Source organism: Dinghuibacter silviterrae, from assembly GCF_004366355.1.
Taxonomy (GTDB): domain Bacteria; phylum Bacteroidota; class Bacteroidia; order Chitinophagales; family Chitinophagaceae; genus Dinghuibacter; species Dinghuibacter silviterrae.
Genome location: NZ_SODV01000001.1, coordinates 1,622,608 through 1,638,517, shown reverse-complemented (window position 1 = coordinate 1,638,517; position 15,910 = coordinate 1,622,608). Strand labels below are relative to the sequence as shown.

At 57.7% G+C, this 15,910-nt stretch carries 14 protein-coding genes; 7 read left to right on the top strand and 7 right to left on the bottom strand.

Annotated elements, in window-relative coordinates; genetic code table 11:
* Positions 1–6: 6 nt before the first annotated feature.
* The 3 genes from kdpB to EDB95_RS07260 are packed head-to-tail and all read right to left on the bottom strand — an operon-like array spanning position 7 to position 3,860.
* The gene (gene kdpB / locus EDB95_RS07270; protein ID WP_133992123.1) at positions 7–2,052 is read right to left on the bottom strand and encodes a potassium-transporting ATPase subunit KdpB; all 2,046 of its coding nucleotides are present in this window, start codon (positions 2,050–2,052) and stop codon (positions 7–9) included.
* Between the two features lie 8 nt (positions 2,053–2,060).
* Complete coding sequence (kdpA, locus tag EDB95_RS07265) at positions 2,061–3,776, bottom strand: potassium-transporting ATPase subunit KdpA (protein WP_133992122.1); 1,716 nt, start codon at positions 3,774–3,776, stop codon at positions 2,061–2,063.
* 3 nt (positions 3,777–3,779) lie between these two features.
* Positions 3,780–3,860 carry a potassium-transporting ATPase subunit F gene (locus EDB95_RS07260; RefSeq protein ID WP_133995095.1) on the bottom strand — a complete coding sequence of 27 codons (81 nt, stop codon included), beginning with the start codon at positions 3,858–3,860 and terminating at the stop codon, positions 3,780–3,782.
* A gap of 296 nt (positions 3,861–4,156) precedes the next feature.
* On the opposite strand from EDB95_RS07260, the gene EDB95_RS07255 reads away from it, so the two are divergent.
* The 5 genes from EDB95_RS07255 (at position 4,157) to EDB95_RS07235 (ending at position 10,014) form a co-directional block, all read left to right on the top strand.
* Positions 4,157–4,666: a YdeI/OmpD-associated family protein gene (locus tag EDB95_RS07255; protein ID WP_133992120.1), complete on the top strand. Its 510-nt coding sequence runs from the start codon at positions 4,157–4,159 to the stop codon at positions 4,664–4,666.
* 10 nt (positions 4,667–4,676) lie between these two features.
* Positions 4,677–7,844, top strand: a complete 3,168-nt coding sequence (locus EDB95_RS07250) for an AsmA family protein (protein WP_133992118.1) — start codon at positions 4,677–4,679, stop codon at positions 7,842–7,844.
* 81 nt (positions 7,845–7,925) lie between these two features.
* Complete coding sequence (locus EDB95_RS07245) at positions 7,926–8,522, top strand: outer membrane beta-barrel protein (protein WP_162852506.1); 597 nt, start codon at positions 7,926–7,928, stop codon at positions 8,520–8,522.
* Positions 8,523–8,532: 10 nt separating this feature from the next.
* Positions 8,533–9,114, top strand: a complete 582-nt coding sequence (locus EDB95_RS07240) for a hypothetical protein (protein WP_133992114.1) — start codon at positions 8,533–8,535, stop codon at positions 9,112–9,114.
* 297 nt (positions 9,115–9,411) lie between these two features.
* Positions 9,412–10,014 (top strand): outer membrane beta-barrel protein, encoded by a 603-nt coding sequence (locus EDB95_RS07235; RefSeq protein WP_133992112.1) that lies wholly within the window; start codon positions 9,412–9,414, stop codon positions 10,012–10,014.
* Positions 10,015–10,029: 15 nt separating this feature from the next.
* On the opposite strand, the gene EDB95_RS07230 is transcribed toward EDB95_RS07235, so the two are convergent.
* Genes EDB95_RS07230 through tgt form a run of 4 tightly spaced genes read right to left on the bottom strand, consistent with a single transcriptional unit; the run spans position 10,030 to position 14,087 of the window.
* A complete protein-coding gene (locus EDB95_RS07230; protein WP_133992110.1) occupies positions 10,030–10,443 on the bottom strand; it encodes an EamA family transporter in 414 nt (137 codons plus the stop codon).
* 12 nt (positions 10,444–10,455) lie between these two features.
* A complete protein-coding gene (locus EDB95_RS07225) occupies positions 10,456–11,781 on the bottom strand; it encodes a citrate (Si)-synthase, eukaryotic (protein ID WP_133992108.1) in 1,326 nt (441 codons plus the stop codon).
* A 54-nt stretch (positions 11,782–11,835) separates the two neighbouring features.
* Positions 11,836–12,927, bottom strand: coding sequence for an LptF/LptG family permease (locus tag EDB95_RS07220; protein WP_133992106.1), 1,092 nt, complete (start codon positions 12,925–12,927; stop codon positions 11,836–11,838).
* 23 nt (positions 12,928–12,950) lie between these two features.
* A complete protein-coding gene (gene tgt, locus EDB95_RS07215; RefSeq protein ID WP_211352058.1) occupies positions 12,951–14,087 on the bottom strand; it encodes a tRNA guanosine(34) transglycosylase Tgt in 1,137 nt (378 codons plus the stop codon).
* 74 nt (positions 14,088–14,161) lie between these two features.
* Here tgt and EDB95_RS07210 point away from each other — a divergent pair, with 74 nt between their 5' ends.
* Positions 14,162–15,289: a glycosyltransferase gene (locus EDB95_RS07210; RefSeq protein WP_133992103.1), complete on the top strand. Its 1,128-nt coding sequence runs from the start codon at positions 14,162–14,164 to the stop codon at positions 15,287–15,289.
* Entirely contained in the window at positions 15,259–15,909 is a 651-nt protein-coding gene (rsmG, locus tag EDB95_RS07205; RefSeq protein WP_133992100.1) for a 16S rRNA (guanine(527)-N(7))-methyltransferase RsmG, read from the top strand. Before EDB95_RS07210 ends, rsmG begins: the two co-directional genes overlap by 31 nt.
* Position 15,910 lies beyond the last annotated feature (1 nt).

The following is a 15,910-nucleotide window of genomic DNA, read 5'->3' as shown; positions in this document are numbered from 1 at the left end:
GCTTTATTACATGAACAGCGCAAGGATCAAATCGATCAGCTTTATTCCGATAAACGGCGCGACAATCCCGCCGATCCCATAGATCAGGATATTCCGCCTCAGGAGCGCGCTGGCGCCGATGGGTTTGTAGGCCACCCCCCTGAGGGCGAGCGGGATCAGGATCGGGATGATGAGGGCGTTGAAGATCACGGCGCTCAGGATCGCGCTCTCGGGGCTTTTGAGGCCCATGATGTTCAACGCGGCCAGGGCCGGGATGGACGTGATAAACAGGGCCGGTACGATCGCGAAATACTTTGCGACGTCGTTGGCGATCGAAAAGGTCGTCAGCGTGCCCCGGGTCATGAGGAGCTGTTTGCCGATCTCCACGATCTCGATGAGCTTGGTGGGGTCGTTGTCGAGGTCCACCATGTTGCCGGCTTCTTTCGCGGCCTGGGTACCGCTGTTCATCGCCACGCCTACGTCCGCCTGGGCCAGGGCGGGTGCGTCGTTGGTCCCGTCCCCCATCATGGCCACCAGCTTGCCGCCTTGCTGTTCTTTTTTGATATAGTCCATCTTGTCCTGGGGCTTGGCTTCGGCGATAAAGTCGTCGACACCGGCCTTCTCGGCGATGTATTTCGCGGTGAGCGGGTTGTCCCCGGTCACCATGACGGTCTTGACACCCATTTTCCGCAACCGCTGGAAGCGTTCCTGGATGCCCGGTTTGATGATGTCCTGGAGCTCGATGACGCCCTGGGTGGCGCCGTCCTTGCTCACGACCAGGGGCGTGCCCCCGTTGGAGGCAATCTCCTTGACTTTGAGCTGGGTCTCGTCGGGGAAGGCATTCCCTTTCTTTTCCACGATATACTTGATCGCGTCGTAAGCTCCTTTGCGGATGCGTGTGCCGCCGTTCAGGTCCACACCGCTGCAACGGGTTTCGGCGGTGAAGGGGATAAAGCGGGTTTCCCCGTTTTCGGAGGGCAGCCGCATCCCACCGTTTGTCGCCAGCTCCAGGATGGACTTTCCTTCGGGGGTTTCATCCGCCATAGACGCCAGGACGCAGGATTCGATAAACGCTTCCTTGCGGATACCGGGCGCGGGCCAGAAGTGGGTGGCCTTCCGGTTCCCGATGGTGATCGTACCCGTTTTGTCGAGCAAAAGGGTATCCAGGTCCCCCGCCGTTTCCACGGCCTTACCGCTTTTGGTGATGACGTTTGCACGCAGGGCCCTGTCCATCCCGGCGATGCCGATGGCGCTGAGCAACCCGCCGATGGTGGTGGGAATCAGACAGACATACAGGGATACGAAAGCGGCGATCGTGATAGGGGCACCGGCGTAGTCCCCAAAGGGTTTCAGGGTGACGACCACGATCAGAAAGATGAGCGTGAAACACGCCAGCAGGATCGTGAGCGCGATCTCGTTGGGGGTCTTTTGCCGGCTGGCGCCTTCGACGAGGGCGATCATCTGGTCCAGGAAGCTTTCCCCGGGGTTGGTGGTGACGCGCACCTTGACCTTGTCGCTAAGGACCTTGGTCCCGCCGGTGACGGAGGACTTGTCTCCGCCCGCTTCCCGGATCACGGGGGCGGATTCACCGGTGATGGCGCTTTCGTCGATCGTGGCGAGGCCCTCGATGATCTCTCCGTCCATGGGGATGGTGTCACCGGCTTCGGCGATAAAGACATCGCCTTTGCGCAACTGGCTGGACGGAACGACCTTGACCTCGTTCAGGAAGATCTCGCCCACGGCCAGTACCTTTTTGGCCGGTGTGTCTTCCCGTGTCTTGCGCAAGGAGTCGGCCTGGGCGGCGCCCCTGGCCTCGGCGATCGCTTCGGCGAAGTTGGCGAATAAAAGGGTGATAAAAAGGATAACAAAAATAGCGATGTTGTACGCCAGGCTCCCTTGCGTTTGCTCGCCCATGCCGATCCACACACACACGGCCAGCATGATCATGGTGCCTATGTATACCGTGAACATCACCGGGTTCTTCGCCATGGCACGTGGGTTGAGCTTGACAAAGGACTGCTTCAGGGCGCTGATCACCAGTTCACGGGGGAATAATGCAGAAGATTTTTTCATCTGGTCGATTATTTAATGCTCAGGTATTCCGCGATCGGGCCGAGGGCCAGGGGCGGGAAGTACGAAAGCGCAGTAATGATTATGATCACGGCAAACGTGGTGGCGCCGAAGGTGTAAGAGTCGACGCGAAGCGTGCCTGCGGATTCGGGTACGTATTTTTTCCTTGCCAATATCCCCGCGATGGCCACCGGTCCGATGATCGGCAGGAACCGGCCGAGGATCATGGCGATCCCCGTCCCGATGTTCCAGAAAGGGTTGTTGGCCGTCAGCCCCGCCAGCCCGCTGCCGTTGTTGGCGTTGCTGGACGTGTACTGGTAGAGCATTTCGGTGAACCCGTGGTAGCCCGGGTTGCCCAGCCAGGCCGAGGGCTTTGTGGCCCAGTTGACGTTGGGATGGTGGACGTTGTAGTACGCCGCCAGCGCCGTCCCCACCTTGATGATAAAGGCGCTGAGCAGCGTGACAAGGGCGGCGATTTTGACCTCGCGGGCTTCGACCTTGTGGCCCAGGAACTCCGGCGTACGGCCGACCATCAGCCCCGCAATAAATACGGTGATGATGATGTAGATGTAATAGTTAAGGAGCCCGACCCCGCAACCGCCGTAGAAGGCGTTGACGAGCATTGCCAGGATCTGCATCAGGCCGGACAGCGCCATGGAGCTGTCGTGCATGGAGTTGACCGAACCGGTCGAGATGATCGTCGTGATGATGCTCCAGAAACCCGAGGCGGCCGCGCCGAAGCGGACCTCCTTACCCTCCGTGGCCCCGCCCGGCTGGGCGATCCCCAGGTGGGCGATGAGCGGGTTGCCGTGGATTTCGGTGATCACGGTGGGTATGAGTAAACAAAGGGTTCCCACGGTCATCACCCCGAAAATGACATAGGCGAATTTCTTCCGGCGGATATAGAAGCCGAGGGCAAACACCATGGCCAGCGGAATGATCAACTGGGCGACCATTTCCAGCATATTGGTGAAATAGTTGGGGTTTTCGAGGGGGTGTGCGGAGTTGGCCCCGTACCAGCCCCCGCCGTTGGTGCCGATGTGTTTGATGGCGATCATCCCGGCCGCCGGGCCGCGGGAGACCTGGACGGTATCCCCCTGGACGGTCGTGATCGTATCCTTCCCGTCAAAACTGGTGGGCGTCCCGTTAAAGGCCAGGAGCACGGCAACGACGACACACAGGGGAATCAGGATGCGCGTGGTGGTCTTGACCAGGAGGACCCAGAAGTTCCCGAGGTTGTTCGTGGTCTTTTCCCGGAGGGCGTTAAACACACCCACCAGGCAGGCGATCCCGACGGCCGCGCTGACAAACTGGAGGAAGGTGATGACAAAAAGCTGGGTGAGGTAGGTGACCCCGGTTTCCCCCGAATAGTCCTGGAGGTTACAGTTCACCACGAAGCTGATTGCCGTATTAAAACTGAGGTCCGGCGTCATGTCCGGGTTCCCGTCCGGGTTGAAGGGAAGGTGGGACTGGAAAAGGAACATAAAAAAGGCATATACGAACCAAACGAGGTTGATGGTGAGCATGGCCTTTAGGAATTCCTTCCAGTCCATCTTTTTATGTGGGTCGATCCCGCAGACCTTGTAGATGAAGCGTTCCACGGGGCTAAAAAAGTCAAGAAGGGTCCTTTCGCCCGCAAAAACCTTGGCGATGTACCGTCCCAGGGGATACGCCAGGAGGACGGCGGCGAGGAAAGTGGCGATGATACCTGCAATTTCTGTGTTCATTTTTTAGAATTTTTCCGGTTTTACCAGTACGTACAACAGGTATAAAAACACCGCAATGGAGAGGATAAAAAGGGTGAGGATCATGAGTCTAGATTTTTTCGAAGTAATCAATCGATACGAAGAAGAGGTAGAAACAAATCAACCCCAGGAGGAGTAAGAGGACAGCCATCATAACATTAACGTGATTTAATGACACGGTATCCTTGATTGCCAAAACGGGTGCCGGGGTGGCCCCCTCCGGCCGACAGCAGCCAAAAGCCCCGGCGGGCGTGGGTCCGCCCCTGGCGTCCGGGCCCGTCAAACGGCCGTTAGCGCCTTGCCGGGCCTTCCAATTCGGTATGGTTTTTCAAAATGGAAAAAAATGCCCATTTTTAGCGCCTATGATCACCTTTAAGGCCGTCATCGAGCAGTTTCAGGACATGGGGGAGAAAACGGGTTGGCGCTATATCCGGGTTCCGGCCGCCGCCAGCGCCAAACTGCAACCCGGCCGAAAAACCAGTTTCCGGGTAAAAGGCTTCCTGGACGAGCATCCGATCGAAGGGGTCGCCCTCATTCCCATGGGAGAGGGGGAATTTATCATCGCCATCAACGCCCAGATGCGCAAGGCGGTGCGCAAACAAAAGGGAGCTACCCTCAGCGTCCGGCTCGAATTGGATGAAAAACCTTTTGTGATTTGCGCGGATTTAATGGAATCTTTGCAGGACGAACCAAAGGCCCTCGCCTTTTTCAAAACGCTTCCCCCCGGCCACCAGCGCTATTTTAGCAAATGGATCGACAGCGCCAAAACGGAACCTACGCGAGTCAAGCGGATTGCGCAGGCCGTCAACGCTTTATCACGATCCCTGGGTTATTCGGGCATGTTGCGCGCGCTAAAGGCGGAGCAGGGCTAACGCACGACTTATGAAAAAAATACTTATTAAGGCGCTGAAAATAACGGGCATCTCCATTGGCAGCCTGCTCGTTCTGATGTTCTTTTTACCGGTCCTTTTCCCCGGTTTTGTGTCGACAAAAATAAAAGCCTGGGCCTCCCATGCCATCGTCGGCGAGCTGAATTTCTCCAAGGCGAGGTTGTCGTTTTTCAATCATTTTCCCTCCCTTACCCTGACGCTGTATGACTTTTCCCTGAAAGGGTCGGCCCCTTTTCAAAACGATACCCTGGTGGCCGCCGACCAGGTGGCGCTCGGGGTCAACCTTGCTTCTGTTTTCTCCAAAAGCATAGACATCAACGAGATTTACCTGACGAAAGGGAATATCCACGTCCTTATTAATGAAAAGGGCGAGGCCAACTATAACGTCTATAAATCCGATACGACCACGAAGGCCGCTTCCAGCAGCGATACCAGCGGCGCCTCGCTCAAGATCCAGCGGATACAACTCGACGGCACCGACCTCGTCTATGACGACCGGTCCATCCCTTTGCTCATCACCTGCGACAACCTCAACTACCTGGGCAAGGGCAACCTGGCCCAGGACATTTTCGACCTGGAGTCCAACATCCAGGTAGATACCTTCGACCTCGACTATAACAAACAGCACTATATCGGTTCCAAGCGGCTGGGCGCCGACCTGGTGACCCGGATCAACACCAAGTCACTGTCGTTCATCTTCGAGAAAAACGACCTGCGCATTAACAGCCTCCCGGTCCAGCTCAAGGGGCGCTTTGACTTTCTCCAGGAAGGCTACAGCATGGACTTCCAGCTCAATTCAAACGCGACCAACCTCCACGACATCTTTACCGCGCTGCCCCCCGAATACGCAGGCTGGCTGGACAGTACCGACCTCCGGGGCGACGCCACCATGGGCGCCTCCCTCACGGGCAAGTACAATTCCAAGACGGGCGCGATGCCCGACCTCGATTTCCACATGACCGTCCGGAACGGTTATGTCAACAACAACAAGGCGCCCAAACCCATCGAACACGTTTTTCTCAACCTGGACTCGAAGATCCCCGGGCTCAACCCCGACAGTTTCTTTGTCCATATCGACTCGTTGTATTTCACGCTGGGCCAGGGGTATTTTTCGTCCGTGCTTCGACTAAAGGGCCTCAACGCCCCCAGCCTCTTTGCGCATGTCCGCACGTCCATGGACCTGGGGGACTGGGACCGGGCCTTTGGTCTCGCGCCCTATGACCTCAAAGGGCGGCTGACCCTGGCCCTCGATGCAGACGGGCAGTACGCCACGAAGGTTGTCCGTAAAGGGCTGCGGGAGCTCGACACCGTGGTGACGAGCATTCCGTCGTTCCGCTTGAACGCCGCCCTGGACGACGGATCTTTCAAATACGCTCGTTTACCAAAGGCCGTCGAGGGGATCGCCCTCCGGCTGTCTGCCGATTGCCCGACGCATAACTACCGCGACATGCACCTGGGTTTGGACAGCCTGCGCGCCCGGGTGCTAAGTGATGTGTTGGACGGCCGGTTGAAGGCGAACTACGCATCGGGGGCACTTGCGCTCGATGGGGGGCTTCATAGCGTCCTTCACTTGTCGGACATTCCGCAGTTCTATCCCCTGGACAGCCTCGAACTGGCGGGCAACCTTTCTACCGACGTAACGGTCCACGGGACCTATGACCCCGGGCACCACCTTTTCCCGGTGACCACCGCCCACCTGGACCTTGCGGACGGCCGCGTGCAAACAAAGTATTATCCCCACCCCATCGACAACATCCAGGTCAGCGCCGTGGTGATCAACACCACCGGTACGATGCACTCCCTCCAGGTCCGGCTCACACCGGTGTCGTTCCGGTTCGAGGACCAGCCCTTTACGCTAAAGGCTAACCTCTCCGATTTCGACAACCTGCGCTATTCGGTACAGTCCAACGGCGTCATCGACCTGGGCAAACTATACCAGGTCTTTGCCCGGCCCGGCATGGACGTCAAGGGGCTTATCCGCACCAACCTTTCGCTCAAAGGCCTTCAAAGCGACGCCAGCGCAGGACACTACGACCGTTTGAACAATTCCGGCACCATGGAGCTGGAGCAGATCTCGTTCACCTCCGACATGTTCCCTAAACCGCTTAATATCCAAACCGGGCTTTTCCGGTTTGACCAGGAGAAGATGTGGTTTGACCGGTTTAAGGCTTCCTACGGCAGCAGCAAGTTCTCTCTGGATGGGTATCTGTCCAATCTCGTGGCGTATGCGACGCAGCCTAACGCGCCGCTGAGCGGGCAGTTTACGCTGAAGAGTCCGTTGGTGGTGGTCGATGAGCTGATGGCCTACAAAGGGGCGACGCCGACGCCCGTTCCGGCATCTTCGGCGGGCAGCGCCACCGGCGCTTCGGACGCGAAGTCGGGCGCGGCCCCTTCGGGCTCCACCGGCGTCGTCCTCGTCCCCGGCAACCTCTCCCTCGCCCTCGACGCCCACATCGGCCAGGTCCGCTACAACGGCCTCACCCTCGACAGTTGTAAGGGCGCCGTCCGCATCGACAGTGGCAAGGTCAACCTGCAACAACTGGCCTTTACCCTGATCGGCGCGCCCGTCACCATGGACGCTACCTATGGTAGCAAAAATCCACAGCGGGCGTTTTTTACTTACCACATCAACGCCCAGAACTTTAACATCCGCCGGGCTTACAACGAAGTCAAGCTGTTCCATGACCTGGCCACTTCCGCGTCCAAAGCGGACGGGATCGTATCTCTCGACTACCAGATCGGGGGCGACCTTGACGCCAATATGCATCCCATCCTGCCCTCCCTCACGGGCGGCGGCACCTTGTCGATCGCCGACGTCAAAGTACATGGACTAAAGATTTTCGGCGCGGTGAGTAAGGCCACGGGCAAGGACAGCGTCAACAACCCCCACCTGAGCAAGGTGGCGATCAAGTCCACCATAGCCCGCAACATCATCACCATCGAACGCACCCGCATGCGCGTGCTGGGCTTCCGTCCCCGTTTTGAAGGACAGGTCGGTCTGGACGGGAAGCTCAACCTCCAGTTCCGGTTGGGACTGCCACCCTTAGGAATCATCGGCATCCCGATGACCATCACCGGCACCGAAGACAATCCGCAGGTACACCTCCGGCGGGAAAAGAAGGAGGACGAACTACAAGGAGAGGACGCCGACCAAAAGTAACAGAATTAACAAAACTATACGTGCCCGGGTATGGACAATGCCTGGGGATCGCTGTATTTTGACTCACCTCAAAGTATAGCCATGAAACCATTTCTACTCTTCGTGACAATGTTATTGTCGTCGGGAGCATCTGCACAAAAATGGAGTGTTGCCCTTTCGGCAGGCCCCGCTTTTCCCACCGGCAATTTTTCAAAGGCCGACCCGGACATCGTCAGCGGGAACGCCAGCACGGGTCTGGACATCCAGGCCCAAACCACGTACCGGGTGTACCGTCGCTGGGGGATGAGCGTCCTTGCCGGTTACCAACACAATGGCGACGGGTGGGTGCCCTCTTCTTCCAGGGGTGAGTACTACCAGTTTTGGAAGCTGCTGGCGGGACCGGTATACCAGCTTCCGCTCACCAGCGACTGGGCCCTCACGGCCCGGGCCCTGGCCGGGGTAGAACGTCTGACACCCCTGGAAGGACCGCGACCCACCCCTTTTACCTGGGGGGGCGGTCTGGGCGCGCGGTATGCCTTGCATAAACGCTGGTTTATCCAGGCGACCGCGGACTACCTGGAAGCAGATTACCGTCACCAGGAAACCATCTATGCCAACAACGCCCTGTTTTTTAGCAGCCGGGTGCATTACGCGTATAACTCTGTCAGTACAGCCGTGGGGCTGGGGTATTCACTGTAAAAAAAGAGCCATGAAACTATTTTTACTCTGTGTGACAACATTATTGTCGTTGGGGGCCTCTGCACAAAAATGGAGCCTCGCCCTTTCCTCCGGCGGTGCATTTCCTATGGGTACATTTGCACACCTGATGCCTGCTTCCAGCTCCGCAAACGCAAAAACCGGTTGGAACTACCAGGGGGAGGCCAGCTTTGGGGCGTTCCATGGATTTGGGTTGGATATGCTCGGCGGGTACCAACGCAATGAGGACGCTTGGATGCCCGGCACCCATTATGACACCTGGAGGTTCCTGGCCGGCCCTTCCTACGGGGTTCACCTGGGCGGGCGGTGGGCGCTAAAAACAAGGGCCCTGGCCGGGCTGGTGCATTTTAAAGAACCGGAGGGCTATTCGGTGCGAAGTTCTTTCGCCTGGGGTGGCGGCCTGGAGCTACGGTATAAGCTCGTCAAACATTGGTTTCTCCTTGGGTCGGCGGACTTTGTCCAGTCGCGATTTCGAGTGCCGGTCATTTCTAACGAGGTGCCACCTGTCGTCTCCGACAGGCCGTTTACTTTCAGCAGTCTGAACACCGCCGTGGGGCTGGGTTACACATTATAAACGTTGCTATGAAACTATTTTTATTCCCCCTCTTCCTTCTTTGCGGCCTCGTATCCTTCTCCTTCCTACGAATCCTGGCGTTTCCTGGTGGGACCTTCCTTGCATTGGCCCCTGGGGGGAAATCCCGGAAGGGTCAACCATTCGTCCGCGGAATTCGATCAATATCGACCTTGGTCTCGGGGTATACCTTTGAGTTTCACCGGTTACCAGCGCCCGTTCACCGACCTTAACAAATTTGTACAAAGGGCGAGTGGACAATGCTAGTATTTTGGCCGCTGCAAACCAAAATACGTTTTCATGAGGCACTTTCTTTTTGTACCCATTCTTCTTTTCTCTTTAGGCGCCGCCGCACAAACGCAAACCGGGCGCTGGGACGTATCCGTATCCGCGGGACCGGCAATCCCCTTTGGGAGTTTTGCCAAAACGAGTACGACGAACGCCAACAGCCAATACGCGCTGACAGGCTGGGATGCACAAGTCCAGGTCAACTACAAGATCATTACGGGCATCAACCTGTCCTTCCTGGTGGGGCACCAGGACAACGGGTTTGACAACGGCCAGCTCTATCCGCCCACCAATTACTCGTCCTATTCCTCGTGGCGGGTGATGGTGGGACCCTCTTTCCGCTGGTTCCCTGGCGACCAGCAGAAATGGGCCTTTACGGCCCGTATCCTGGGCGGAGCCCAGTGGTCCGGATCGAACGAATACCAGGGGTTCGGCGATGCGCCGTTTACGTTTCAGACGGGCGTGGGTGTACAATATAACCTTACCAAGAGGTGGTACCTGACGGCAACGGGCGATATTGTAACGGCGAAGTATAAAAGAACCGTCAATGAGTCGACCCTGACGGGGCCGAGGAGTTCCATCAATACGGGCATAGGTATAGGCGTTTCCCTATGAGTTGCGGCGGCGCCCTTATAATATCAACACAAACGTCCCCCCAATAATAAGGCCGGCGCCGATCGCCGTTTTCCAGGTCAGGACATCTTTCAGGAAGATGACCGACAGGAGGATGGCGATCGCCACGCTGAGCTTGTCGACGGGCGCCACCTGGGAAACCCTCCCCAGTTGAAGAGCGCGGAAATAAAAGATCCAGGAGAGACCGGTGGCGCAGCCCGACAGGACGAGAAAGATCCAGTTCTCCCGGGTCAGGGACGCGGCTTCGCGGCCCACACCTTTGTAGACAACGATGCCCCAGGCGATAAAGAGGATGACCAGCGTTCGTATGGCGGTGGCCAGGTCCGAGTCGATGCCTTTGACACCCATCTTGGCGAAGAGGGCGGTGAGCGCGGCGAAGAAAGCGGAGAGTAACGCAAAAAGCCACCACATAAGACGAGCGGTTTATTCGCCCCAGATCTCCCCCTCGCCCTTCAGCCACTTGTGGACGGAGTCCGTGGTGACCGACTTGGGACGTTCGAGCGGGAAATTCAGCGCGCGGTCCCAGCAAAGGCTGGCGAGCACGCCCAGGGCCCGGCTGACCCCGAAAAGGACGGTGTAAAATTCGTATTCCACCAGGCCGTAGTGGACCAGCAGGGCGCCGCTGTGGGCGTCGACGTTGGGCCAGGGATTTTTGACCTTCCCCAATTCCTTGAGGATACCCGGCACCGTGTCGTAGATGTTCCAAACGGTGTTGACCAGGGGATCGTCCGGCATGTGTTTTTTGGCAAACTCCATCTGGGCCGTAAAACGGGGGTCCGTCTTGCGCAGGACGGCGTGTCCGTAACCGGGAACAACCTTCCCCTCGGTGAGGGTTTTGCGGACGTAGGCGTCGATCTGTTGTTTGGTGGGCAGCTCGACACCCAGCTCCTCGCGCAGCTCCATGATCCACTTGATCACTTCCTGGTTGGCGAGCCCGTGCAGGGGTCCGGCCAGGCCGTTCATACCGGCGGCAAAGCTGAGGTAGGGGTCGCTGAGGGCGGAACCCACCAGGTGCACCGTATGAGCGGAGACGTTTCCGCCTTCGTGGTCGGCGTGGATGGTCATGTACAAACGCATCAGCTCCTTGAAACCTTCGTCTTCGTATCCCAGCATGTGGGCCAGGTTCCCCGCCCAGTCGAGGAGACCGTTGGGTTGGATGTGGTCCCCGTTCTTGTACTTGCGGCGGTAGATATAAGCGGCGATACGCGGCAGGCGGGCGATGAGGTCCATGGCGTCGTCCAATACGTATTCCCAGTAGTCTTTTTTATTGAGCCCTTTGGCGTAGGCCTTGGCAAAGTTGCTTTCCGTCTGGAGGGCCATGATCCCGCAGACAAACTGTGTCATCGGGTGGGCGGTGACGGGGAGGGCGTCGATGGCCGCAAATACATGGGTCGGTACGTGGCTGCGCCGGGCCCAGGCGTTGCTTACGGTGGTCACGTCGTCTTCCGTGGGCAGCTCACCGATCAGCATCAGGTGAAACAGGCCTTCGGGCAAAGGTTCTTTGCCCCCGGGGGCATGGGGCAGTCGTTGTTGCAGCTCGGGAATGGAATAGCCACGGAAACGGATGCCTTCGTTGGCGTCGAGCAGGGAGGTCTCGCTCACTAGCCCGGTCATCCCACGCATCCCCTGGTAGATCTGCGAAAGGGTCACTTCCCCGATCTTTTTACCGCCGTGCTCTTTTAGCAATTCCTTGGTGTCCGCATTCGCCTTGTCCGCTACTTCCTTGAACCTTTCTTTGACTGTGGCCATGATAAATTGATTTTTGGATGGCTAAAGTTACGCCGATCGGGTCGGCGGCCAAAACTATTTCGGCGCCTTGCGGTACAAACCCCAGGCGACAAACAAAAAGATAATATTGGGTATCCAGGCCGCCCAGAAGGGGGGCAGGTGTCCTTTGGTGGAAAAAACGGTGGAGAACTGGTTGGCGATGATGTAGACCGCGCTGATAAAAATGCCCAGCGCCAGGTGGACCCCGCTTCCTCCCCGGATCTTCCGGCTGGCGATACAGGCCCCGATCATGGTCAGCAGGAAAACGGCCACCGGGGTGGCGTCCCGCCGGTAGCGCTCTACCTCCAGGGTATTCACCCCTTCCGCGCCCCGGAGCTTTTCGCGTTTGATATACACGTCCAGTTGGGGAGTTGTGAGTTTGTCCTGTATGTAAAAGTCGTTGTTGAGCTCGGAGGGGGCCAGGTGCAGGTCGACCTTTCTTTGGATGTCCATGCTCACGGTCTCGTGTAGCCCGTTGATCTTTCGTTCGATGAGGTTGTCCAGCCGCCACTTTTTGGTGGCCGTATCCCAGGAGATCCCCTCCGCGCGGAGGTTGTAGACCAGTTTGTCGGAATCGTTCAGCCGGTACATATAGAACTGGGACCCGGTTTTACGCAGGGTGTCGTAAAACGCCATCCCGGCATACGTCACGGGATCGATCCGGAAATGGATCCGGTTGAGCTGGGCCTGGGAAGGGTTATAGGGATCGGTGTCCACGTATTTGGCCTGGAAGTCCGTCCGGATCTGGTTGGCCTTGGGGACGATAAAGCGGTCCGCCCACCAAAGGATCGATCCTAAGAAAACCCCGCCCACGACAAAGGCCCGCAGGTAGCGCCGGAAGCTCACCCCGCTGCTCAGGATGGCAATCACTTCGGTCCGGGCCGCCATCTTCGAGGCAAAAAAGATCACCGCCAGGAAAACAAACAGCGGGAAAAGAAAGGCGATGATATAAGGAATGAAGCCGATGTAGTACTGCATGACGATCTGACGAAAGCTCAGGTTCGACCGCACGAAGTCATCCGTCTTCTCGCTGATGTCCACCACCACGGAGATAACGGTGAACATCAGGATCGCAAAGAAAAAAGTACTCAGGAACTTTTTCAGGATGTACCAATCGATCTTTTTCATGCCGCCCCAAATGTAGTCGAAAATTACAACCGCTGCTTGATCCGTGGCAGAATGGCTGCCTTCCAGGCCGCAAAGTCCCCCGCCAGGATGTGTACCCGCGCCTCGCGGACGAGGTGCAAATAAAACGTTAAGTTTTGCAGGCTGGCCAGGGTCAGCCCGAGGATCTCGCCTGCCACGAACAGGTGCCGCAGGTAGGCCTTGCTGTAGGCGCTGGCCGGGGAGTCCGTCAGACCGGGATCGACGGGGGAGAAGTCGTCCGCCCATTTTTTGTTCCGGATATTGATCACGCCTTCGGTCGTAAACAGCATCCCGTTGCGGCCGTTGCGGGTGGGCATCACACAGTCGAACATATCCACCCCCAGGGCAATGGACTCCAGGATGTTCCAGGGGGTGCCCACGCCCATAAGGTAGCGCGGTTTGTCCGCCGGAAGGAAGGAGCAACAAAGACCGCACATCTCGTACATCTGCTCCTCCGGCTCTCCCACACTCAGTCCCCCGATGGCGTTGCCTGCGGCGCCGCGGGAAGCAATGTATTCGCTGGAGGCTTTTCTAAGGTCCGCAAAGGTTCCTCCCTGGACGATGGGAAACAGGTTTTGCGTATACCCATAGGCGTCCGGGGTGTCGGCCAGGCGGGCGATACAACGGTCCAGCCAGCGGTGGGTCAGGTCCATGGACTGGCGCACGTACCGGTATTCCGCGGGATAGGGTGGGCACTCGTCAAACGCCATGATGATGTCCGCGCCGATGGCGCGCTGGATGTCCATGACGCCCTCGGGGCTGAACAGGTGGCGGCTCCCGTCGATATGACTTTGAAAGACCACACCTTCTTCAGTGATCTTCCGGTTTTCCGCCAGGGAAAAAACCTGGTAGCCGCCGCTGTCGGTGAGGATGGGCCGGGGCCAGCCGTTAAAACGGTGAAGCCCGCCCGCTTTGGAAAGAACACCGGTCCCCGGGCGGAGGTAGAGGTGGTACGTATTGCCGAGGATGATTTGGGCGTTTACGTCCGATTGAAGCTGTTGCTGGGTGACGGCCTTTACGCTGCCCACCGTGCCTACCGGCATAAATATAGGCGTCTCGATCTCCCCATGGTCCGTCCGGATGCGCCCCGCACGGGCGGCCGTGCCCGGGTCGGTGCCTTCGATAGCGAATGTCAATTCCATTGGGCGAAATTCGTATTTTTGTTCCGTATGAAACCGTAAGGTTGCATCCGTCCTTTTAAAATCATTATGCCCGGATGAATCCGATTATCCCCCTCTGTGCTTTCTACCTCTTTTGCGCGATCATTGCGATACAGGTCTTTTACTATTTGTTTTTCTTTTCCAGGGTTGCATTTCACAAAGAACCTTCCGAAGGAGCCGGCGAAACCCTACCCGTCTCCGTGATCATCTGCGCGAGGGACGAGTCGCGCAACCTTTCGGAACGCCTCCCCTCCGTCCTGGAGCAGGATTATCCCTTGGAGCACGAGGTCCTGGTGATCAACGACAATTCCTTTGACGATACCAAGTTCGTGCTGGAACGGTTTACCTCCGACTATCCCCGGCTCAAACCCGTAGAGCTCCACCAGGAGGCCCAGCTCATCATCGGCAAGAAATTCCCCCTGTCCGTGGGGATCAAAACCGCCAGGTACGATACCCTCGTCCTGACGGACGCCGACTGTACCCCGGCCTCCAGGGAATGGGTCCGCAGTTTTCAAAATGCCTATCATCCCGGCACTGAAGTCGTGCTGGGGTATGGCCCTTATGAAAAGAAGCCCGGCCTCCTCAACCGGATCATCCGGTTCGAGACCTTTCATACGGCTTTACAATATTTTTCCTATGCCCAGGCGGGCTTACCCTATATGGGGGTCGGCCGGAATCTGTCTTACAAAAAGGATCTTTTTTTCCGGAACAAAGGTTTTGCAGGCCATAATCAAATCCCCAGCGGGGACGACGACCTTTTTATAAACGCCGTCGCCAACGCCCGGAACACCCGTATTGTCCTGGACGCGTCCAGCTTCGTTTATTCCCCCCCGAAAGCCACCTGGGCCGAATGGCTGCGTCAGAAGCAACGGCACTTTACCACCAGCCGGTATTATAAACCCGTCCACAAATTCCTGCTGGGGCTGTACAGCGGCACCCATTTCCTGGTGTATCCGCTGCTGTTGCTCAGCCTGCTGGTCACGCCCGCGCCCTGGTCCTGGTATATATGGCCCGTCTTCGGTCTGCGCTTCCTCCTCCAGGCCGTGATCTTTTATCAAGCCATGCGTACACTCCGGGAAAAGGATCTTTTTTGGTGGTTTCCCCTGCTGGATCTTTGGCAATTCATATATTATGTGATCTTTGCCCCGGCAGTATGGAAACGCCCCTCCAACAAGTGGAAATAATTCAGCGCTATTTTGGCGAGTTCACGCCCCAGCAGCTCCGGCAGTGGACACAGCTCGATGCGGTCTACCGGGAGTGGAACGAGCGCATCAACGTCATTTCCCGCAGGGATATCGACAGCCTGTACGAACGCCACGTCCTCCACTCCCTGGCGATCGCCACCGGGTTTGTCTTTCCCGCCGGCGCTCAAATCGTCGACATCGGAACGGGCGGCGGTTTCCCCGGTATACCCCTGGCCATATTTTTTCCCGAAGCGACCTTTCACCTCGTGGACAGCATCGGTAAGAAAATAAAGGTGGTGGAAGAAGCGGTCAAGGCCCTCGGCCTCACCAACGTTCGCACCTATCATGCCCGGGCCGAATCGCTCCCCAAGGGCGCCTTTGACTTTGCCGTCAGCCGGGCGGTGGCGCCCCTCCTGGATCTTTGGACCTGGGGACGGCCGTTGCTTCGGAATCAACACCTTCCCGGCAGCCCGCACAAAAATGGTCTTGTATGCCTCAAGGGAGGAGACCTGACCGATGAGATCGCGCGCAGCGGGCTCCGGCCGCACGTCTGGGAGTTGTCCACGCTCTTTACCGAACCCTGGTTCGCAGAGAAGTACATGGTGTACGTGCCCCGGTGAT

What these genes read in the sequence shown, in the direction of transcription:
- kdpB (WP_133992123.1), bottom strand. Translation starts at nt 2,052, where the DNA reads ATGAAAAAATCTTCTGCATTATTCCCCCGTGAACTGGTGATCAGCGCC.
- kdpA (WP_133992122.1), bottom strand. Translation starts at nt 3,776, where the DNA reads ATGAACACAGAAATTGCAGGTATCATCGCCACTTTCCTCGCCGCCGTC.
- EDB95_RS07260 (WP_133995095.1), bottom strand. Translation starts at nt 3,860, where the DNA reads ATGATCCTCACCCTTTTTATCCTCTCCATTGCGGTGTTTTTATACCTG.
- EDB95_RS07255 (WP_133992120.1), top strand. Translation starts at nt 4,157, where the DNA reads ATGATCACCTTTAAGGCCGTCATCGAGCAGTTTCAGGACATGGGGGAG.
- EDB95_RS07250 (WP_133992118.1), top strand. Translation starts at nt 4,677, where the DNA reads ATGAAAAAAATACTTATTAAGGCGCTGAAAATAACGGGCATCTCCATT.
- EDB95_RS07245 (WP_162852506.1), top strand. Translation starts at nt 7,926, where the DNA reads ATGAAACCATTTCTACTCTTCGTGACAATGTTATTGTCGTCGGGAGCA.
- EDB95_RS07240 (WP_133992114.1), top strand. Translation starts at nt 8,533, where the DNA reads ATGAAACTATTTTTACTCTGTGTGACAACATTATTGTCGTTGGGGGCC.
- EDB95_RS07235 (WP_133992112.1), top strand. Translation starts at nt 9,412, where the DNA reads ATGAGGCACTTTCTTTTTGTACCCATTCTTCTTTTCTCTTTAGGCGCC.
- EDB95_RS07230 (WP_133992110.1), bottom strand. Translation starts at nt 10,443, where the DNA reads ATGTGGTGGCTTTTTGCGTTACTCTCCGCTTTCTTCGCCGCGCTCACC.
- EDB95_RS07225 (WP_133992108.1), bottom strand. Translation starts at nt 11,781, where the DNA reads ATGGCCACAGTCAAAGAAAGGTTCAAGGAAGTAGCGGACAAGGCGAAT.
- EDB95_RS07220 (WP_133992106.1), bottom strand. Translation starts at nt 12,927, where the DNA reads ATGAAAAAGATCGATTGGTACATCCTGAAAAAGTTCCTGAGTACTTTT.
- tgt (WP_211352058.1), bottom strand. Translation starts at nt 14,087, where the DNA reads ATGGAATTGACATTCGCTATCGAAGGCACCGACCCGGGCACGGCCGCC.
- EDB95_RS07210 (WP_133992103.1), top strand. Translation starts at nt 14,162, where the DNA reads ATGAATCCGATTATCCCCCTCTGTGCTTTCTACCTCTTTTGCGCGATC.
- rsmG (WP_133992100.1), top strand. Translation starts at nt 15,259, where the DNA reads ATGGAAACGCCCCTCCAACAAGTGGAAATAATTCAGCGCTATTTTGGC.